This is a genomic window from Sulfitobacter sp. HI0027 (assembly GCF_001634775.1).
In the GTDB taxonomy this organism is placed as follows: domain Bacteria; phylum Pseudomonadota; class Alphaproteobacteria; order Rhodobacterales; family Rhodobacteraceae; genus Sulfitobacter.
Genome location: NZ_LWER01000133.1, coordinates 25,801 through 44,017, shown reverse-complemented (window position 1 = coordinate 44,017; position 18,217 = coordinate 25,801). Strand labels below are relative to the sequence as shown.

Genomic DNA, 18,217 nt, shown 5'->3' with positions numbered 1-18,217 from the left:
GCGCGTTGGGGTGATTTCGCCCCAATTCCACGCGCGGCGTCACGGGGCACCGCATGGGCGCCCCGTAATTGATCCCGTAAATGATCAGGCGTCGGCCTGTTCCAGTGTCGGGTAATCGGTAAAGCCTTCGCGCCCGCCCCCGTAATAGGTATCGGTATCGCCCTCGTTCAGCGGCCCGTTCATCTGCCAACGACGCGGCAGATCGGGATTGGCGATGAAGGGGCGGCCCACGGCGATCAGATCGGCCTTGTCATTGTCCACGGCCTCAATCGCCATCTCACGGTCATAGCCGTTGTTGGCCATATAGGGCCCCTCAAAGAGCGCGCGCAGGGCGGCGATGCTTTCGCCTTCGTCCAGCTCACGCGAGCCGCCCGTCGCGCCTTCGACGAGGTGCAGATAAGAGAGGTTGTAACGGTTCAGCCCTTTGACGACATATTCAAACGTCTCCTGCGGGTCGGTGTCTTCGATCCCATTGGCGGGCGAGAAGGGCGAGAGCCGCAGGCCGACACGTTCACCGCCCCAGACCTTTGTCATAGCATCCAGCACTTCGAACAGCAACCGCGCGCGGTTTTCCACACTGCCGCCATAGGCGTCATCGCGTTTGTTGCTGCCGGTTTTCAGGAATTGATCCAGCAGATAGCCATTAGCCCCATGCACTTCGACCCCGTCGAAACCGGCCTTTTTGGCCATTTCGGCGGCATGGGCGTAGTCCGCGACCAGACGCGGCATCTCATCCAAATCCAGCGCGCGCGGCTCTGAAGTATCCTCAAACCCGTTGGCGGTAAAGGTTTTTACCCCCGCCGCGATGGCCGAGGGTGCGACAGGCTTGCCGCCCTCAGGCTGTAGGGAGGTATGGCTGATCCGGCCCACGTGCCACAGTTGGATCACGATGCGCCCACCTTCGGAATGCACCGCATCGGTCACTTTGCGCCATGCGGCGACTTGGCCTTCGGTATGGATGCCGGGGGTTTGGAAGTACCCTTTGCCCTCGGGGCTGATCTGTGTGGCTTCGGTGATGATGATGCCCGCTCCCGCGCGCTGGCGGTAATACTCGACATGCATGTCCGAGACTTCGCCAGTCTCGTCATCTGCACGGTTGCGGGTCAGCGGGGCCATCACCAGACGGTTGTCGGCCACAATCTCACCGGCGGTGAAGGGGGTAAATAGCTTCTCGGTCATATTCGGGCCTTTCCTTGCAATAGACTGTGCAAGGGCACCTAAGACCCTGCCGCAATGCAGCAAGGACCGTCAGCACAATTTCGCGTGAGAATACGCCGCCGCCCTGCCCTTAAAGCGGGTCGATATCGCCCTGCTCGCGCCCTGCGTGGAAGTCGGCCTGCCACTGGGTAAAGCGGCCCGCCGCGATGGCCTCGCGCATGCCCGCCATGATGTCTTGGTAGTATTGCAGGTTGTGCCATGTCAGCAGCATCGACGAGATGATCTCTTGGCTGCGGAAAACATGGTGCAGATAGGCGCGAGAGTAGTTCTGACAGGCCGGACAGCTGCAATTTTCATCGAGAGGGCGCGGGTCATCCATGTGCCGCGCGTTCTTGATGTTGAGCACGCCCATCCGGGTGAACACCTGCCCCGTCCGGCCCGACCGGCTGGGCAACACGCAGTCCATCATATCAATGCCCCGCGCCACGGCGCCCACGATATCGTCAGGCTTGCCCACGCCCATCAGGTAACGCGGTTTGTCTTCGGGCAGCATGTCGGTGGCGAAATCAAGAGTAGAGAACATCGCCTGCTGCCCCTCGCCCACGGCCAGACCGCCGACGGCATAGCCGTCAAAACCAATCTCGCGCAGCGCCTCGGCGCTCTCTTGGCGAAAGTCTTGCTCAAGCCCGCCCTGCTGGATGCCGAAAAGCATGTGACCGGGCCGGTCGCCAAATGCCTCCCGGCTGCGCTTGGCCCAACGCATCGACAGGCGCATGCTTTCGGCAATGCGGTCGCGGTCGGCGGGCAGCGCGGGGCATTCGTCGAAACACATGACGATGTCGGAGCCAAGCAGTTCCTGAATCTCCATCGAACGTTCCGGCGTGATTTCATGTTTTGAGCCGTCGATATGGCTTTTGAAGGTCACGCCACGCTCGGTCAGCTTGCGCAGCCCGGCAAGGCTCATCACCTGAAAGCCGCCACTGTCCGTCAGGATCGGCCTGTCCCAGTTCATGAATTTATGCAGCCCGCCCAAGGCGGCCACACGTTCCGCCGTGGGGCGCAGCATCAGATGGTAGGTGTTGCCCAGCAGGATATCAGCGCCCGTCGATGCCACGCTTTCGGGCATCATTGCCTTGACCGTCGCCGCCGTGCCCACGGGCATGAAGGCGGGCGTGCGGATCTCGCCGCGCGTGGTTTGGATCACGCCGCTGCGTGCCTTGCCGTCCTGCGCGTGTTTGGTGAATCCGGTGCTGGTCATACTCTGGCCCTCTCTGGCTGCGACTGGCGCGATAAACCAGTGGCGAGAAACATGCAATAAAGGTAAAATAGCGAGGATTGCGTAAAAATGATATCATTCAAAGGATTACGGCCTTGCCCCTCGAAGACATGCTGATCGGCCTTTTGGAAAATAACCTCGCTTGGCTTTTGCTGGCCCTGCTGGTCGTGATCCTGATCCTAAAATCGGTTAAGATCGTCCCGCAGTCTGAACAGCATGTGATTGAACGCTTTGGCCGTCTGCGCGCAGTCTTGGGGCCGGGGATCAATATGATCGTGCCTTTCATCGACAGCGTGGCGCATAAAATCTCGATCCTAGAGCGGCAGTTGCCCACCGCCAGCCAAGACGCGATCACCCGCGACAACGTGCTGGTGCAGGTCGATACCTCGGTGTTTTACCGTATCACCGAGCCGGAAAAGACCGTTTACCGCATCCGCAACGTGGACAGTGCAATCTCAACCACCGTGGCGGGGATCGTCCGGGCCGAGATCGGCAAGATGGACCTCGACGAGGTGCAGGCCAACCGAAGCCAGTTGATCACCACGATTAAGGCCAGCGTCGAAGATGCCGTGGACAGTTGGGGCATCGAAGTGACCCGAGCCGAAATTCTGGACGTGAACCTAGATGCCGCCACCCGCGCCGCCATGATGCAACAGCTCAACGCCGAACGCGCCCGCCGCGCACAGGTGACAGAGGCCGAGGGCAAAAAACGCGCCGTGGAACTGGCCGCCGAGGCCGAGCTTTACGCATCTGAGCAGACCGCCAAGGCCCGGCGCATTCTGGCCGATGCCGAAGCCTATGCCACCCAAGTCGTCGCCACGGCGATCAACGAAAACGGGCTCGACGCCGCGCATTACCAAATCGCGCTGAAACAGGTCGATGCGCTGAATGCCATGGGCAAGGGCGCGGGCAGTCAGACCATCCTTGTCCCCGCGCAGGCGTTAGAGGCCTTTGGCGATGCTTTCAAACTGCTCAGAGGGAAAGGCTGATGGCGGCCTGGCTGGCACTCTGGTGGGTCTGGGTCTGCGCGGCCTTGACCCTTGGCGTGATTGAGCTCTTGCTGCCCGGTTCGATCTTCCTTGGCTTCGCGCTCGGCGCGCTTGGCATGGCGGTGGTGGTTGCGTTTTGGGCACCGGCCAATGTGGCCTTGATGCTGGCGATCTTTGCGGTTCTGTCGCTCATCGCTTGGCTGGTCCTGCGGGCGGTTTTCAAACGGCAGTCCAGCGGCGCGCGGATCGTCACCCGTGACATCAACGAAAACTAAACGCCCGCAAATGGCATGAACAAGCGTGGCGCAGCCTTGAATTGCCCGAACACCCGCTACATTGCGCTATCCATGCAGCGGCTTGCCCTACTCTCACGCGCTTTCGCGTCTGTAATTCCTCGTTTTCTGGGGGCCTTTGTGCTGGCGCTGGCAATGCTCGCTGCCGCCGCCTCCGGACAGGCGCAAGAGGCATGGTTTGAAACGACCGAGCTGAACCCCGGCCTGCCGCCCCCGCCCGAGACACTGGACCGGGGCACGCCGATGGCCGCGCTGGAAAGCTTTATTTACCTGACGGACAATGGCCACTACTCCGACGCGGCGCATATCCTTGACTTGTCGGACCTGCCCCAAGCCGATCAGGCCGTCATCGGGACTGAACGCGCCTTTCAGCTTTCGGTCTTGATGGAGCGCAAGGTCGTCGTGCCATGGCGCAAACTGGCGGACCGGCCCGACGGTTGGCTCTCTGGCTCGGCCGAGGATAACGACACCGGGCGCGTGCGCCGCTCGCTGCTGATCGACCGGTTAGAGCTGGGCGGCCATGATGTGCCTTTGCGGCTCAACCGGATCAAACCCGGAGAGGACGCCGAGCCCGTCTGGGTCTTCTCGCGCCAGAGCATTGACAACATTCCCCATCTTCACGCGCAATACGGGCCGACGGAGCTTGAGACGATGTTGCCCGACTGGCTGCGCATCCGCGCCTTTTGGGGCATGTATCTTTGGGAAGTGCTGTTTTTGCCCCTACTCTTGGTGGGGGCGCTGATGGCTGGCTGGTTCGCCTTCGGCATCATGCGCCGTCTGGGCGAAGTGGCCAAACGGCGCTGGATGCGCTTTATGCTGCGGTCCTTCCGCTGGCCTGCTGCCATCGTGCTTTGCGCCGCGATCATCGGCACGGCCACCAGCCGCGTGCTGGTGGTATCCGGCTTCATCGACGCGGTGCTCAGTCCGATCTTGCTGATCGCCTATGTGACCGCCGGGACCCTTGCCATCGTCTTTACCTTTGACGAGATTTTCGACCGGATCAGCCCCAACAACGCCTATGAGCTTGCCGACCCGATGAACGCGCACATGCGGTCCATCGCCACCACGATCGCCGCTGCCCGCAAAGGGGTGATCGTGATCGCCGTGCTGGTGGCCTCCGGCGTGATCTTGGTCTCAAGCAATGCGGACAACACCCTTGGCCTGTCGCTGTTGGCCTCAGCCGGTGCGGTGACCATCGTACTGGGTTTCGCCGCGCGTGAGGTTTTGGGCAATATCCTTGCCTCCATCCAGATCGCGCTGAACCGTTCCGCCCGGATTGGCGACCAGTTGATCTTTGAGGGGCATTTTTGCACGGTAGAGCGGATCCACTTCACCTACGTGCAACTTTTGAACTGGAACGGTACCCGTCTGATCGTTCCGGTCAGCTATTTCGTCTCTGATGCGTTTGAGAATTGGTCGATCGAGGACCACGCCATGGTACGCCCCATCATCCTGACCCTGTCGCAGAATGCCGATGTGGCGGCGCTGCGCCGGGTGTTCTTTAATCTTTTGGCCCAAGAAGACCCCAATGACGTCAAACCGATGGACAAGGCCAAGGTCCATGTGCTTGAGCAAGACGCATTCGGCATCAAAGTTCGCTTTGAACTGCCCACCGACAATGCGGCGACCTTTTGGGACATCGAATGCCGGGTGCGCGAAGAACTCCTCGCCGCCGCGGCGCGGATGGAGAAAGAAGACGACGTCCGCATGTTGCCCCCCGCCCCCGCGGATATGGGCAAACCGTAACACAGCATCGCTTGAAGCGATCCCTGCCGCAGGTTAGGCAGGCAGACCAATCACCCAAGGAGCAGGCAATGGATAAACTGACATTCGGCTGGGAAGAATGGGTGGCCCTGCCCGATCTTGGCCTTCCCGCGATCAAGGCCAAGGTTGACACCGGCGCGCGCACCTCAGCGCTGCATGCCCACGATATTGAGGTTTTCGGCCCCGCCTCCAAGCCCAAGGTCCGTTTTAACGTGCATCCGATCTCGGGGCGCGATGATATTTCCATCACCTGCTCTGCGCCGCTCATTGACCGGCGCGAGGTCACCTCCTCCAACGGCGAATCCGAGCATCGTTTCGTGATCGCGACCACGATTGAAGTGAACGGCCAAAGCTGGCCCATCGACGTGACCCTGACCAACCGCGCGAGCATGACCAGCCGCATGTTGCTGGGCCGTCAGGCGCTGACCGAGCACATCAACATCTCGGCGACAGAGCGGCGTTTGCAGCCGGACCTGAACTATGACGTTTACCACACCGCCAGCCTGCGCCACACCGCACCACAGCGTGCCCTGCGCATCGCGGTGCTCAGCCGCGAAGACAATTACTCGACCCGCCGTCTGGTCGAGGTCGGAGAGGCCCGCGGCCATGTGGTTGAGGTGATCGATACCACGCGCTGCTATATGGCGATCAACCAACTGGCCCCCGAAGTGCATTACGACGGCAAGCGCCTGCCCCGCTATGACGCCGTGATCCCGCGCATCGGCGCGTCGATCACCCCCTATGGCACCGCCGTGATCCGCCAGTTCGAGACGATTGGCACCTATTGCGTCAACGGCTCTGCCGGGATCACCGCCAGCCGCGACAAACTGCACGCGCATCAGGTTTTGGCGGCGAAAAAGATCGGCATGCCGACCACGGCTTTTGCCGCCTCGCCCAAGGATACCTCAAACCTGATGGCATTGGTGGGCACTGCGCCGCTGATCGTGAAACTACTGGAATCGACCCAAGGCAAGGGCGTCGTGCTGGCCGAAACCAAGAAAGCTGCCGAGAGCGTCATCGACGCCTTCCGCGGCCTGCGCGCCAACTTTCTCGTGCAGGATTTCGTCAAGGAAGCCGCCGGCGAAGATATCCGTTGCCTCGTGGTGGCGGGCAAGGTTGTCGCCTCCATGAAACGCACCGGGGCGGAGGGCGACTTCCGCTCGAACCTGCACCGGGGCGGTTCGGCCAAGGTCGTCCGCATCTCGAAAGAGGAACGCGACACCGCCGTGCGCGCCGCGCGGGCCTTTGGCCTTGGCATCGCCGGGGTCGACCTGCTGCGTTCGGAAAGCGGCCCAAAGGTGCTTGAGGTCAACTCCTCCCCCGGGTTCGAAGGGATCGAAAACGCCACCAAGAAAGACATCGTCGGTAAGGTCTATGATGAGATCGAAGCCCGTGTGAAGCCGCAACCTGCGCGGCGTCGCAAAGGGGGCTGACCGGGGCGGCCCTTCGCCCTCAGGGCGTCGGGCCACTTTACGCCCCGCCCCGCAATCCCTATATAAAACGTCGAGAATGATGCGAGGCAAGAGATGACCGAACAGACCCAACCGCTCGAAGGGACACCGCTGATTGCGCCCTCTTCCACCGACCACCCGCTTTATGAGCAGGTCGTCGAGGCGTGTCGCACGGTCTATGACCCTGAAATCCCTGTGAATATCTATGAACTGGGGTTGATCTACACGATTGACATCAACGCCGAGAACGAAGTGGACATCAAGATGTCGCTGACCGCGCCCGGTTGCCCCGTCGCGGGTGAAATGCCCGGATGGGTCGCCGATGCGGTCGAACCGATTGCGGGGGTCAAGCAGGTCGATGTGGCGCTGGTTTGGGAACCGCCTTGGGGCATGGACATGATGTCTGATGAAGCCCGGCTTGAACTGGGCTTCATGTAAGCCACAGTTTCGCAGAGCGAACAATAAACGCCGTCGATGCAGGTCATCGGCGGCGTTTTTCTTTGGCCGCGTCGTGCCGAATGGGGGCGCGCCGGATTGTTCATTCGACTGACATGATCCGGTCGTGAAACCGTTACACAGCCCCCCCATAGAAGCGCCCAGAACTTCATTCACGAACGGATAACATTATGCGAACCCTTGTTTCTCTCGCCGCTCTGGCCCTCGCGCCCGGCATGGCGTTGGCCGATGCTCACTCTTCAGCGACACCGGTCGAATACGGCCCCCGCCCCGCCTATCTGGTGGATAAGCTGCCCGAGGGCGACTTGAAGGACAAGCTGGCCTCTTGCATGGGTCAAGACGCCGCCAAGTCCGATTTCTCAATCGGGCACCGGGGCGCGCCGCTGATGTTTCCCGAACACACCGTGCAATCCAACGTCGCCGCCGCGCGCATGGGTGCGGGCATTTTGGAATGCGACGTAACCTTTACCGCCGATCATGAATTGGTCTGCCGCCACGCGCAGAACGATCTGCACACCACGACGAACATCCTCGTCTCTGATCTGGCCGAGAAATGCACCACCGGCTTCACCGCCGCGTCGGGCGACACGCCAGCCAGCGCCGAATGCCGCACCTCCGACATCACCTTGGCAGAGTTCCGCACCCTGACGCCCAAGATGGACAGTGCCGACACGACCGCCACCACCGCCGAAGATTATCAGGGCGGCGTCGCGAATTGGCGCACCGAGCTTTACAGCGACAAAGCCGATCTGATGACCCATGCGGAATCGATCGAACTGTTCAAATCCTTGGGCGCCAAATTCACGCCTGAGCTGAAATCCCCCTCTGTCGAGATGCCCCATGACGGTTTCTCTCAGGAAGACTATGCGCAGAAACTGGTTGATGAATATGTCGCTGCGGGCATCCCGGCCTCTGACGTTTGGCCGCAGTCCTTCAACCTTGACGATGTGCTCTACTGGGTTGAGAACACACCCGAATTCGGAAAACAGGCTGTTTATCTGGTACAATGGTCCGACGGTTTCGATGAGCAGAACCCCGAGACATGGGCCGAAAACTTCGCTGATCTGAAAGCCAAGGGCGTGAACTACCTCGCCCCCTCGCTCAACATGATGCTGACCAACAAAGAGGGCGAAATTGCTGGCTCCGAATACGCCCTGGCCGCGAAAGAAGCGGGGCTGACCCTGATCGCATGGACGCTGGAGCGTTCCGGCCCGCTCGCCTCCGGTGGCGGTTGGTACTTCCAGTCGGTCAATGATGTTGTGAAAGACGACAGCGACTATCTGGTGGCGCTGGATGTGCTGGCCCAAGACGTGGGCGTGGCCGGTGTCTTCTCCGATTGGCCCGCGACCGTGACCTATTACGCGAACTGCATGGGCCTCTGATCCGCGCCGCGCATTGGATCACCCTCAGGGCCGCCCCATCTCGGGCGGCCCTTTTCGTTGGCCGGGCTTGCATGGATTTCGCCTTCCTGCGACATTGCGGGAAACAAGGGGCAAGCCATGGAAACTTGGGCAATTTTTACCGGAGATATCGTGAAATCCTCCGCGATGAGCCGGGCGGAGTTGGATGCTGTTTTCGCACGTCTCGAAGACGCCGCCGAGGCTCTGACGACATGGCAAGGCCAGCCCGCCCGCATGACCCGCTTTCGCGGTGACGGCTGGCAAATGGCCGTGGTGCCAAAGTTCACCCTCCGCGCGGCCCTCGTTCTACGCGCCGCCGTGCGCCGCTGCGGCAAGACCGCAGACACCCGCTTTGGCATCGGAATAGGCGAGGCGCATTTCGCAGGCGACGATCTCTCTCGCGCCGATGGCGCGGCGCTGGTTCGTTCCGGTCACGCCCTCGACGCCATGCCCCGCGCGCGGCGCATGAATGCCCCGGATGCCACCCTCGCGTTGCGTGCAGCCCTCCCCCTCGCCGACCGGATCGCAACCGGTTGGACCAAGCGCCAAGCCGATGTCGCCTACTACATGCTGGCCCCTGAGCCGCCCGTGCAAGCAGATCTCGCGCAGCGGTTTGAGCTGACGCAGCAGAGTGTTCAGGGCCATGTAGACGCGGCGGGGATAGATGAATTGCGACAGGTTTGCGACGTGCTAGAGGAGCACAAAACAACCTAATAAAGCTGTTATCGAGCATTACAGCCAAATATGCCTGTACTGCCTCTTGAGAAAAACCCTTGCCACAGCCCGCTGCGGCTTTTCAAATAACAACCACCCCCAACAGCCGGACCCCTCATGACCGAACAGGCCATCGCCACCGCCCTCGCTTGCCTGCTCGCCCATTTGTTGGCGGATTTCGTATTTCAGACCAACGCGATGGTCGCCGCCAAACGCAAACCCCACATACTTCTGCTGCACGGTGTCATTGTCTTTGCCGCGACTGCGATGGCCCTCGGCGGCAGTCTCCTCCCAGTTGGCCTTCTCGCCCTCGCCCATGTCGGGATTGATGCAGTCAAAACCTACGCCGTTCCCGAGCAGCACCGCGAGCGGCTCTGGCCCTACCTCATCGATCAAGCCGCCCATCTTGCGACCATCGCGGTCTTCACCCTTTATACTCCAGATGCTTTTGCCAGTGGCCTCTGGGCTGCTCAGAGCACAACGCTTATTCCGCCTGCCCTCTTCCTTGCGGGGCTGATCACCGCCACCCTTGCAGGCGGGCCTGCGGTAGGCGGCTTGATGTTGCCCCACAAAGCGCAGGCTCAGCCCGACGGCTTGGAGACCGCAGGCAGGGTCATTGGTCTGCTGGAACGCGCGCTTATCTTTCTGATGGTCATGATCGGCGAGCCTACGGGCATCGGATTTCTCATCGCGGCAAAGTCGATCCTGCGCTTTGACACAGTGAAAAAGAACCAGAAAATAAGCGAATACGTCATCATCGGGACGCTGGCTTCTTTCGGTTGGGCGCTCATCGTGGCCTTTGCTACGCTGGCGGCAATGAATTCCCTTTGACGGCTTGAGATCACCGCCCCGCATCCCTATCTTGGCCGCATAGGAGAATTTGACATGTTTGGCATTCCCGGCAAGCAAGCCGTCACCATGACCCCCAAAGCCGCTGGCCAGATTGCAAAACTGATGCAATCGGCGGGCCACGCAGGGCTGCGCATTGGCGTCAAAAAAGGCGGCTGTGCGGGGATGGAATACACCATGGAATACGTCGAAGCGACCGACCCCAACGATGAGGTGGTTGAGCAAGACGGCGCGCGGGTGATGATCGCACCGATGGCGCAGATGTTCCTCTTTGGCACCGAAATCGACTATGAGACAACGCTGCTCGAGTCCGGTTTCAAGTTCCGCAATCCCAATGTGACCGAAGCCTGCGGCTGCGGGGAATCCATCAAGTTCGACGAGAGCTTGGGCGCGAAGTAAGCGCGCCCGTCAGGCTCACGGTCTTGACGAAAGGCAGCGGGCCTGCGAACTGATCTAGCAATATCAACAGATCAGGACGGATCCGATGCGCCCCAAAATCGCCGCCGGCAACTGGAAGATGAACGGCACCGCCGCCTCTTTGGCAGAGCTTCACAGCCTTGCCACCGGCCTGCCCGAAAACCCGCCGCAGGTCGTGATCTGCCCGCCCAGCACATTGCTGTTCCGCGCCACTGACGCCACCCACGGCAGCCCGATCCAAATCGGTGCGCAGGATTGCCATACCGAAGGCGCAGGCGCCTATACGGGTGACATCTCCGCCACGATGGTCGCCGACAGCGGCGCCACCCATGTGATCCTCGGCCATTCAGAGCGCCGCGATGCGCACCGGGAAACCGACGCCGATGTGCAGGCCAAGACCTGTGCCGCCTGGGCCGCTGGTCTCACCGCCATCGTCTGCATTGGCGAAAGCGAAGCCGAGCGAGACGCTGACCAAACGCTCGACGTCATCGGTGGGCAACTCGACGGCTCTCTCCCCGATGCAGTTGATGCGGAGAATACCGTGATCGCCTATGAACCGATCTGGGCCATCGGCACCGGCAAAGTGCCCAGCATCGCGCAGATCAAAGAGGTGCATGACTTCATCCGCGCCCGGCTCATCAAGCGTTTCGGCGCTGAGATCGGCAATGCGCTGCCCTTGCTCTACGGCGGCTCGGTCAAAGCCGCGAATGCTGTTGAGATTTTCGCCGTGGAAAACGTCGACGGCGCGCTTGTGGGTGGGGCCAGCCTTAAGGCCGAAGACTTCGCGCCCATTGTGACTGCCCTCGCACAGTCCTGAAAACAACCGGGGCGGGCAGTGATGCCCCGCCCCGCGTTCTTACAGCGGCAGCATCGTCGTCGATTTGATCTCTTCCATCGACAAAAGCGCGGTGACGTTGTGCACTTTCACCTCCGAAATCAGCGCCTGATAAAACACGTCATAGGCCCGCGCATTCTTGACCCGCACTTTCAGGATATAATCGATATCCCCTGCCAAACGGTGCGCTTCCTGCACCTCGGGCCGGTCTTTCAACGCCTGCAAAAACGCCGCCTGCCACGCTGCCTCATGCTCCGAGGTGCGGATCAGCACGAAAAAGCACGCCTCAAACCCAAGCGCTTCGGAATCCAGCACCACGGTCTGCTGGCCAATCACCCCGGCCTCGCGCAGCTTGCGGATCCGATTCCACACCGGGGTCTTTGAAGAGCCAACTTCGCGGGCGATATCGTCCAGCGATTGGCTCGCATCCCGTTGCAGCTGCGCCAAAATCTTCCGGTCGGTCTCATCAATTCGGACAGTCATTCTCTTCTCTCTCGTCCCGGCAGGACGTTCATACTCCACCTACGGCCATAGCGAACACATGTTCTTATCTGCGCCAGCAACTAGCCAATTATCGGGAATATTTCCTATATAAGAGGTCACGTCAAACAGAATACAGGGCGCATCATGGATCACTTTCCCATCTTCCTCGCCACAAGCGAGCAAAAGATCCTCCTTTCCGGCGGTGGCGAAGCGGCGCTGGCCAAGCTGCGCCTGCTGATGAAGACCAAAGCCGCGCTGCATATCTTTGCGCCCGCCCCCGCGCCAGAGCTTGTCGAATGGCAGGCGGCGGGCAAGCTGACCCTGCACCGCCGCGCCCTCACTGCCGCCGACCTGCCCGGTGCCCTGTTGTTCTACGCGGCGGATGAGGATGACGCGCTGGATGCCGAAAACGCGGCCCTTGCCCGTGCCGCTGGCGTGCTGGTCAACATCGTCGACAATCTGCACGACAGCCAGTTCATCACCCCCGCCATCGTCGACCGTGACCCGGTGACCGTGGCCATCGGCACCGAAGGCGCCGCCCCGGTGCTGGCCCGCGCCATCAAAGCCGATTTGGAAGAGCGTCTGCCCGTCACCCTCGGCCCGCTCGCGCGGATCGGCAAAGGCTTTCGCAAGCTGGCCGACGCCCTGCCCATGGGCCGCGCGCGTCGCGACTTCTGGCGTGAGTATTACTTCGCCACTGGCCCCCGCGCCCTGGCCGAAGGCAAGGATAGCGTGCGCCCGGCGTTGAAAGACCTGTTGCAGACCCACCTCGCCCGCGAAGCCCGCGACGGCCATGTGGCTTTCGTTGGCGGCGGCCCCGGCGATCCGGAACTGCTGACGCTCAAAGCTCGCCGCGCGCTGGATGAGGCCGACGTGGTGATCTACGACCGCCTGATCAGCCCCGAAATCCTCGAACTCGCCCGCCGCGAAGCGCTGATGATCGACGTGGGCAAAGAGGGCTTTGGCCCCTCCACGGCCCAAGAGCACATCAACGCCCTGCTGGTCGAGCACGCCCAAAGCGGCGCACAGGTTGTGCGGCTGAAATCCGGCGATGCCACCGTCTTTGGCCGCCTCGACGAAGAGATCGACGCGGTCGACGCCCATGACATCGGCTGGCACATCGTGCCCGGCATCACCGCCGCCTCTGCCGCCGTGGCGGGCATCGGTCAAAGCCTGACCAAACGGGGCCGCAATGCCTCGGTCCGCTTCCTGACCGGGCACGACATGAAAGGTTTCGCCGATCACGACTGGGCCGCCCTTGCACGCCCGGGTGAGGTCGCCGCGATCTACATGGGCAAGAAATCCGCCCGTTTTGTCCAAGGCCGCCTGCTAATGCACGGCGCCGACCGCGCCACACCCGTCACTGTGATCGAAAACGCCTCGCGCGCCGATCAGCGGGTGCTGTCCACCACGCTGAACGATCTGCCGCGCGATCTGGCCGATGCCGAAATGACCGGCCCCGCGCTTACCTTCTACGGCCTCGCCCCGCGCGCCGCCGTCCAAGCTGCCACCCAAACCCCGCTAGAGGAGCTGGCCTGATATGCCCAAGCCTTTCACCCCCAAGGTCATCACCGCCAATGCGCTGCTCGAAGGCGACGTTGTCTACCAAACCGCCACCGGCTGGACCCGCAGCCTTTCCGAGGCCGAAGTGCTGACCGATGAGGCCGACGCCGATCTGCGCCTGATCGACGCGCTGAGCCAGCAGGAACTGGTTGTCGGCGTCTACCTCGCCGATGTAGCCCCCGAGGCCAGCGGCCCCAAGCCCACACACTTCCGCGAAGAGTTCCGCGCCAAAGGCCCGTCGAACTACGCCCACGGCAAACAGGAGACCCTGTGATGTACAGCTATACCGAATTCGACGACAAATTCCTCGCCGAGCGCAATGCCCAGTTCCGCGCCCAAGTCGAGCGCCGCATCGACGGCTCGCTGACCGAGGATGAGTTCAAACCCCTGCGCCTGATGAACGGGCTCTACCTGCAGCTGCACGCCTATATGCTGCGGGTGGCGATCCCCTATGGCACGCTGAGCAGCGCGCAAATGGACAAGCTCGCCTTCATCGCCGAGAAATGGGACAAGGGCTACGGCCACTTCACCACGCGCCAGAACATCCAGTACAACTGGCCCGAGCTGCGCGACGTGCCCGACATGCTCGACGCGCTGGCCGAGGTAAACCTGCACGCGATCCAGACCTCCGGCAACACGATCCGCAACGTGACCGCCGACCATTTCGCCGGGGCCGCCGCTGATGAGGTCGCCGACCCACGCCCCGTGGCCGAGTTGATCCGCCAATGGTCCACCGACCACCCGGAATTCCAATTCCTGCCGCGCAAGTTCAAGGTCGCCGTCACCGGTGCCGCCGCCGACCGTGCGGTGATCAAAGCCCATGACATCGGGCTGCGCATCGTCGAACGCGACGGCGAGCAAGGTTTCGAAGTCATCGTCGGCGGCGGCCTCGGCCGCACCCCGATGATCGGCAAGGTGCTCTATGAATTTGTCAGCGCCGACGATCTGCTGCCCACGCTCGAAGCCATCGTCAGCGTCTATAACGTGCTGGGCCGCCGCGATAACAAATACAAAGCGCGGATCAAGATCACCGTGCATGAAAACGGCATCGAAGACATCCGCGCCCGCGTTGACGCGCAATATGCGCTGATCCGCAGCCAATTCACCGGCGTGGATCAACAAGTGCTGTCGCGCATTGAATCCGATTTCGCAGCACCCCAGTTCAAAACCGCCTCCCTCGCGGCCTACGAGTCTGCTTATACCAACGATCCGGTCTTCCGCGCATGGGCCGATACCAACCTCGCCGAGCACCGCGCGCCGGGCTATGCCATCGTGTCGATCAGCCTCAAGGCCCACGGCGCCACACCGGGTGATGCCACAGCCGACCAGATGCGCGTGATGGCAGACCTCGCCCGCCGATTTGGCGATGACGAGCTGCGCATCAGCCACGAGCAGAACGTGATCCTGCCCCATGTGCACCGCAGCGACCTGCCCGAACTGCATGCCGCCCTGAAAGAGGCCAAGCTGGCCACCGCCAACATCGGCCTGATCTCGGACATCATCGCTTGCCCCGGCATGGACTATTGCGCGCTGGCCACCGCCCGCTCAATCCCCATTGCCCAAGAAATCGCCACCCGTTTCGACGAGCTGAAGCTGGAGCATGACGTGGGCCCGCTCAAGATCAAGATCTCAGGCTGCATTAACGCTTGCGGCCATCACCATGTGGGTCACATCGGGGTCCTCGGCCTCGACCGCGCGGGCGTGGAGAACTACCAGATCACCCTCGGCGGCGATGGCACCGAGGATGCGAGCCTTGGCACCCGCACCGGCCCCGGCTTCTCGGCCGAGGAGATCATTCCGGCCATCGAACGCCTTGTTCTGGGCTACCTCGACCTGCGCAACGATCCTGCAGAGACCTTCTTGCAAGCCTACCGCCGCCTCGGCCTCGCGCCTTTCAAAGCGGTGCTCTACCCCGAGACGGGCAATAAGGACCGGGCCAATGCCGCTTGACACCCCTGAACTTCATCCTTTCTCAAATACCGATGCGCCGCCCCCCGAGGGGCTGCGCGCGGTCGAGGAAAAAGTCGTACGGCTCAACGCGGACCTGCGCCACCACGGGGCGACGGATGTCATCCGCCGCGCCTATGCCGAGATCGAGAACCTCACCCTCGTCTCAAGCTTTGGCGCGGAATCGGTGGCGCTCTTGCACCTTGCCTCAATGGTGTCGCGGGATATCCCGGTGCTCTTTATCGACACCGAGATGCTCTTTGCCGAAACGCTCGTCTACCAGCAAGAACTGAGCGAGCGGCTGGGCCTGCGCAAGGTCACCACCCTGCGCAGCGAAGAGATCGCAGCACAGGATCCCGATGGCACGCTGCACCAGTATGACACCGACGCCTGCTGCGCATTGCGCAAAACGCGGCCCTTGCAAAACGCGCTGGCGGGCTATGACGGCTGGATCACCGGGCGCAAACGCTTTCAATCCGGCAGCCGCGCGGCCTTGGAGTTCTTTGAGGTCGAGATCCCCGACGATGGCGCTGCCCCGCGCATCAAGGTGAACCCGCTGGCCTATTGGGCAACCTCGGATGTGGCCGATTACATCACCGAGAACCGCCTGCCCCGGCATCCGCTGGTGGCCAAGGGCTATCCCTCGATCGGCTGCGCACCCTGCACCTCGCCCGTGGCACCCGGCGAAGACCCGCGTGCCGGGCGCTGGCGCGATCAGAACAAAGAAGAATGCGGCATCCACTTTGTGAACGGCAAAGTGGTCCGAACAGGAGACAAATCATGAGCGTACTCGTCACCGACACAGGTTTCACCGCCGACGACTGGACCCAAGGCTATTGCGAAGATGGCGCCGCGAACGATTGCCGCGCCGTCGATCTGGCCTCTGACGCCGATGCACATGCCCTCACGCTGACCCCGGCGCTTGAGATGATCCGCGTCGACTTCCCCTCTTTCGCGGATGGGCGCGGTTTTACCATCGCGCGCGTTTTGCGCCTCCGCGGCTACACGGGCCGTCTGCGCGCCCGCGGGCATGTGCTGGCCGATCAATACGCCATGGCCCGCCGCGCGGGTTTTGATGAGGTTGAGATCGACGATGATCTGGCCGCGCGTCAACCTGAGGACCAATGGCTGGCCCGCGCCGATTGGCAGGCCCATGACTATCAGTCCCGCCTTCGCGGAGCCTCCCCACAGGCAGCGGCGGCCAAATAGGCCGCTTCATTGCCCTCCCCCCTTCCTTGCCATAAGTAGAGGCCGCAAACCGATTTGCGGAAACCATGATGACCGAGCAGAGCACAGTGAACCAAACCGCCGCCAAGCCCGTCCCGACGTTGCCCGACGCCCAGACCGTGACCTCTGTCACCCACTGGACGGATCAGCTTTTCTCGTTCCGGGTATCGCGGCCCGCGTCCTTGCGCTTCCGCTCGGGCGAGTTTGTCATGATCGGCCTGATGGGCGATCCGCACCCCGAGACGGGCAAACAAAAACCCCTGCTGCGCGCCTATTCCATCGCCTCCCCCGCGTGGGACGATGAGCTGGAGTTCTATTCGATCAAAGTGCAGGACGGCCCGCTGACCTCGAAACTGCAGCACATCCAGCCCGGCGATCAGATCATCCTGCGGCCCAAACCCGTAGGCACGCTGGTGCATGACGCGCTGCTGCCGGGCGACCGGTTGTGGATGTTCGCCACAGGTACGGGCTTTGCCCCCTTTGCCAGCCTGCTGCGCGAGCCTGAGACCTATGAGAAATTCGATGAGGTCATCGTCACCCACACCTGCCGCGATGTGGCGGAACTGGAATATGGCCGCCAGTTGATCGAAGGGCTGAAGGCCGACGAACTGATGCAAGAGCTGATCGGCCCCGAAAACCTCGCCAAGATCCGCTATTACCCGACCACCACCCGCGAAGAGAGCCCCAAGATGGGCCGGATCACGAACCTTTTGCAGGATGGCACGGTGTTCAAAGATCTCGGCGTGCCTCAGATCAACGCCGCCCACGACCGCGCCATGGTCTGCGGCAGCTTGGGCTTCAACAAGGATATCATGGAGATCCTCGAAGGTTTTGGCCTCACCGAGGGCGCCAATTCCGACCCCCAGCATTTCGTCGTCGAAAAGGCCTTCGTGGGCTAACTCAGGTTAAGCCTTACGAAAGGTCGCAGCGTTACAAGTGAGTCGTCGGCGCTGCTTTGCCGACCCTCTGGCAGAACCCTGCGCATCCCCAAAACGCCCCCTTCCGCTGCATTGCGGCAGGGGTTAGCTGACGCCTTGCGAGCGCGGGGGACTGCCGCGCAAAACGCAATCACAGGCGAAAGGCACATCATGACGAGCACTGGGACCCCGACCCCAAAGAAAGTCTCCGATCTGGCAACTGAAAAGGCCGATCTGTCCAGCACAGCGCTGATTGGTATTTTCGGCAGCGACGCTACGCCCGGCGCGCTGATCCGCGAAGGCGGCGGCAAAATCTCCCGCGTTGAAGTGGGCGACCAAGTCGCTGGCGGCGTCGTTGCGGCCATTGGGCAGGGCACTTTGGTGCTCTCCAGCCGCCGAGGCAACAAAGTGCTGCGCCTGCCGCAGGGCTGAGCGGCTCAAGGAGGCGCGACACCTCGCCTCTTGACCTGCCGCCCGG

The 18,217-nt window shown here is 62.0% G+C and carries 20 protein-coding genes; 17 read left to right on the top strand and 3 right to left on the bottom strand.

The genetic code is table 11. The annotated features are described in order from the left end of the window. Positions 1 to 84: 84 nt before the first annotated feature. Positions 85 to 1,179: an alkene reductase gene (locus A3722_RS07740; protein ID WP_067626187.1), complete on the bottom strand. Its 1,095-nt coding sequence runs from the start codon at positions 1,177 to 1,179 to the stop codon at positions 85 to 87. A gap of 109 nt (positions 1,180 to 1,288) precedes the next feature. After that, positions 1,289 to 2,416 carry a tRNA guanosine(34) transglycosylase Tgt gene (gene tgt / locus A3722_RS07735; protein WP_067626186.1) on the bottom strand — a complete coding sequence of 376 codons (1,128 nt, stop codon included), beginning with the start codon at positions 2,414 to 2,416 and terminating at the stop codon, positions 1,289 to 1,291. A 128-nt stretch (positions 2,417 to 2,544) separates the two neighbouring features. Between tgt and A3722_RS07730 the strand changes: the two genes are divergently transcribed. The 10 genes from A3722_RS07730 (at position 2,545) to tpiA (ending at position 11,584) form a co-directional block, all read left to right on the top strand. Beyond that, a complete protein-coding gene (locus A3722_RS07730) occupies positions 2,545 to 3,423 on the top strand; it encodes an SPFH domain-containing protein (RefSeq protein ID WP_067626224.1) in 879 nt (292 codons plus the stop codon). Further along, complete coding sequence (locus A3722_RS07725; protein ID WP_067626185.1) at positions 3,423 to 3,698, top strand: NfeD family protein; 276 nt, start codon at positions 3,423 to 3,425, stop codon at positions 3,696 to 3,698. The genes A3722_RS07730 and A3722_RS07725 overlap by 1 nt, the downstream gene beginning before the upstream one ends. A 15-nt stretch (positions 3,699 to 3,713) precedes the next feature. Beyond that, positions 3,714 to 5,462, top strand: a complete 1,749-nt coding sequence (locus tag A3722_RS07720; RefSeq protein WP_082849384.1) for a mechanosensitive ion channel family protein — start codon at positions 3,714 to 3,716, stop codon at positions 5,460 to 5,462. A 68-nt stretch (positions 5,463 to 5,530) separates the two neighbouring features. After that, positions 5,531 to 6,913: a 30S ribosomal protein S6--L-glutamate ligase gene (rimK, locus tag A3722_RS07715; RefSeq protein ID WP_067626183.1), complete on the top strand. Its 1,383-nt coding sequence runs from the start codon at positions 5,531 to 5,533 to the stop codon at positions 6,911 to 6,913. Between the two features lie 93 nt (positions 6,914 to 7,006). Then, a complete protein-coding gene (locus A3722_RS07710; RefSeq protein WP_067626181.1) occupies positions 7,007 to 7,369 on the top strand; it encodes an SUF system Fe-S cluster assembly protein in 363 nt (120 codons plus the stop codon). A gap of 188 nt (positions 7,370 to 7,557) precedes the next feature. Continuing rightward, positions 7,558 to 8,769 (top strand): glycerophosphodiester phosphodiesterase family protein, encoded by a 1,212-nt coding sequence (locus tag A3722_RS07705; protein WP_067626179.1) that lies wholly within the window; start codon positions 7,558 to 7,560, stop codon positions 8,767 to 8,769. Positions 8,770 to 8,886: 117 nt separating this feature from the next. Then, the gene (locus A3722_RS07700; protein ID WP_067626177.1) at positions 8,887 to 9,501 is read left to right on the top strand and encodes a hypothetical protein; all 615 of its coding nucleotides are present in this window, start codon (positions 8,887 to 8,889) and stop codon (positions 9,499 to 9,501) included. A 117-nt stretch (positions 9,502 to 9,618) separates the two neighbouring features. Then, positions 9,619 to 10,332, top strand: coding sequence for a DUF3307 domain-containing protein (locus tag A3722_RS07695; protein ID WP_067626176.1), 714 nt, complete (start codon positions 9,619 to 9,621; stop codon positions 10,330 to 10,332). A 54-nt stretch (positions 10,333 to 10,386) separates the two neighbouring features. After that, positions 10,387 to 10,749 carry a HesB/IscA family protein gene (locus tag A3722_RS07690; RefSeq protein WP_067265014.1) on the top strand — a complete coding sequence of 121 codons (363 nt, stop codon included), beginning with the start codon at positions 10,387 to 10,389 and terminating at the stop codon, positions 10,747 to 10,749. Positions 10,750 to 10,834: 85 nt separating this feature from the next. Continuing rightward, complete coding sequence (gene tpiA / locus A3722_RS07685) at positions 10,835 to 11,584, top strand: triose-phosphate isomerase (protein WP_067626174.1); 750 nt, start codon at positions 10,835 to 10,837, stop codon at positions 11,582 to 11,584. 39 nt (positions 11,585 to 11,623) lie between these two features. Here the strand turns inward: tpiA and A3722_RS07680 are convergent, their stop codons facing one another. Further along, positions 11,624 to 12,085, bottom strand: coding sequence for an Lrp/AsnC family transcriptional regulator (locus tag A3722_RS07680; protein WP_067265010.1), 462 nt, complete (start codon positions 12,083 to 12,085; stop codon positions 11,624 to 11,626). A 144-nt stretch (positions 12,086 to 12,229) separates the two neighbouring features. Between A3722_RS07680 and cysG the strand changes: the two genes are divergently transcribed. The 7 genes from cysG to A3722_RS07645 all read left to right on the top strand — a co-directional run bounded on the left by cysG (position 12,230) and on the right by A3722_RS07645 (position 18,171). Further along, complete coding sequence (cysG, locus tag A3722_RS07675) at positions 12,230 to 13,624, top strand: siroheme synthase CysG (protein WP_067626173.1); 1,395 nt, start codon at positions 12,230 to 12,232, stop codon at positions 13,622 to 13,624. 1 nt (position 13,625) lies between these two features. Next, entirely contained in the window at positions 13,626 to 13,922 is a 297-nt protein-coding gene (locus tag A3722_RS07670; protein ID WP_067626171.1) for a DUF2849 domain-containing protein, read from the top strand. Then, the gene (locus tag A3722_RS07665; RefSeq protein ID WP_067626169.1) at positions 13,922 to 15,598 is read left to right on the top strand and encodes a nitrite/sulfite reductase; all 1,677 of its coding nucleotides are present in this window, start codon (positions 13,922 to 13,924) and stop codon (positions 15,596 to 15,598) included. The genes A3722_RS07670 and A3722_RS07665 overlap by 1 nt, the downstream gene beginning before the upstream one ends. Further along, complete coding sequence (locus A3722_RS07660; RefSeq protein WP_067626167.1) at positions 15,588 to 16,379, top strand: phosphoadenylyl-sulfate reductase; 792 nt, start codon at positions 15,588 to 15,590, stop codon at positions 16,377 to 16,379. The genes A3722_RS07665 and A3722_RS07660 overlap by 11 nt, the downstream gene beginning before the upstream one ends. Further along, positions 16,376 to 16,804, top strand: a complete 429-nt coding sequence (locus tag A3722_RS07655) for a DUF934 domain-containing protein (RefSeq protein ID WP_067626165.1) — start codon at positions 16,376 to 16,378, stop codon at positions 16,802 to 16,804. Before A3722_RS07660 ends, A3722_RS07655 begins: the two co-directional genes overlap by 4 nt. Before the next feature lie 68 nt (positions 16,805 to 16,872). After that, positions 16,873 to 17,721: a ferredoxin--NADP reductase gene (locus A3722_RS07650; protein WP_067626163.1), complete on the top strand. Its 849-nt coding sequence runs from the start codon at positions 16,873 to 16,875 to the stop codon at positions 17,719 to 17,721. Between the two features lie 189 nt (positions 17,722 to 17,910). After that, positions 17,911 to 18,171, top strand: coding sequence for a pilus assembly protein PilZ (locus A3722_RS07645; protein WP_067626161.1), 261 nt, complete (start codon positions 17,911 to 17,913; stop codon positions 18,169 to 18,171). Positions 18,172 to 18,217: the final 46 nt, after the last annotated feature.

What these genes read in the sequence shown, in the direction of transcription:
- A3722_RS07740 (WP_067626187.1), bottom strand. Translation starts at nt 1,179, where the DNA reads ATGACCGAGAAGCTATTTACCCCCTTCACCGCCGGTGAGATTGTGGCC.
- tgt (WP_067626186.1), bottom strand. Translation starts at nt 2,416, where the DNA reads ATGACCAGCACCGGATTCACCAAACACGCGCAGGACGGCAAGGCACGC.
- A3722_RS07730 (WP_067626224.1), top strand. Translation starts at nt 2,545, where the DNA reads ATGCTGATCGGCCTTTTGGAAAATAACCTCGCTTGGCTTTTGCTGGCC.
- A3722_RS07725 (WP_067626185.1), top strand. Translation starts at nt 3,423, where the DNA reads ATGGCGGCCTGGCTGGCACTCTGGTGGGTCTGGGTCTGCGCGGCCTTG.
- A3722_RS07720 (WP_082849384.1), top strand. Translation starts at nt 3,714, where the DNA reads ATGAACAAGCGTGGCGCAGCCTTGAATTGCCCGAACACCCGCTACATT.
- rimK (WP_067626183.1), top strand. Translation starts at nt 5,531, where the DNA reads ATGGATAAACTGACATTCGGCTGGGAAGAATGGGTGGCCCTGCCCGAT.
- A3722_RS07710 (WP_067626181.1), top strand. Translation starts at nt 7,007, where the DNA reads ATGACCGAACAGACCCAACCGCTCGAAGGGACACCGCTGATTGCGCCC.
- A3722_RS07705 (WP_067626179.1), top strand. Translation starts at nt 7,558, where the DNA reads ATGCGAACCCTTGTTTCTCTCGCCGCTCTGGCCCTCGCGCCCGGCATG.
- A3722_RS07700 (WP_067626177.1), top strand. Translation starts at nt 8,887, where the DNA reads ATGGAAACTTGGGCAATTTTTACCGGAGATATCGTGAAATCCTCCGCG.
- A3722_RS07695 (WP_067626176.1), top strand. Translation starts at nt 9,619, where the DNA reads ATGACCGAACAGGCCATCGCCACCGCCCTCGCTTGCCTGCTCGCCCAT.
- A3722_RS07690 (WP_067265014.1), top strand. Translation starts at nt 10,387, where the DNA reads ATGTTTGGCATTCCCGGCAAGCAAGCCGTCACCATGACCCCCAAAGCC.
- tpiA (WP_067626174.1), top strand. Translation starts at nt 10,835, where the DNA reads ATGCGCCCCAAAATCGCCGCCGGCAACTGGAAGATGAACGGCACCGCC.
- A3722_RS07680 (WP_067265010.1), bottom strand. Translation starts at nt 12,085, where the DNA reads ATGACTGTCCGAATTGATGAGACCGACCGGAAGATTTTGGCGCAGCTG.
- cysG (WP_067626173.1), top strand. Translation starts at nt 12,230, where the DNA reads ATGGATCACTTTCCCATCTTCCTCGCCACAAGCGAGCAAAAGATCCTC.
- A3722_RS07670 (WP_067626171.1), top strand. Translation starts at nt 13,626, where the DNA reads ATGCCCAAGCCTTTCACCCCCAAGGTCATCACCGCCAATGCGCTGCTC.
- A3722_RS07665 (WP_067626169.1), top strand. Translation starts at nt 13,922, where the DNA reads ATGTACAGCTATACCGAATTCGACGACAAATTCCTCGCCGAGCGCAAT.
- A3722_RS07660 (WP_067626167.1), top strand. Translation starts at nt 15,588, where the DNA reads ATGCCGCTTGACACCCCTGAACTTCATCCTTTCTCAAATACCGATGCG.
- A3722_RS07655 (WP_067626165.1), top strand. Translation starts at nt 16,376, where the DNA reads ATGAGCGTACTCGTCACCGACACAGGTTTCACCGCCGACGACTGGACC.
- A3722_RS07650 (WP_067626163.1), top strand. Translation starts at nt 16,873, where the DNA reads ATGACCGAGCAGAGCACAGTGAACCAAACCGCCGCCAAGCCCGTCCCG.
- A3722_RS07645 (WP_067626161.1), top strand. Translation starts at nt 17,911, where the DNA reads ATGACGAGCACTGGGACCCCGACCCCAAAGAAAGTCTCCGATCTGGCA.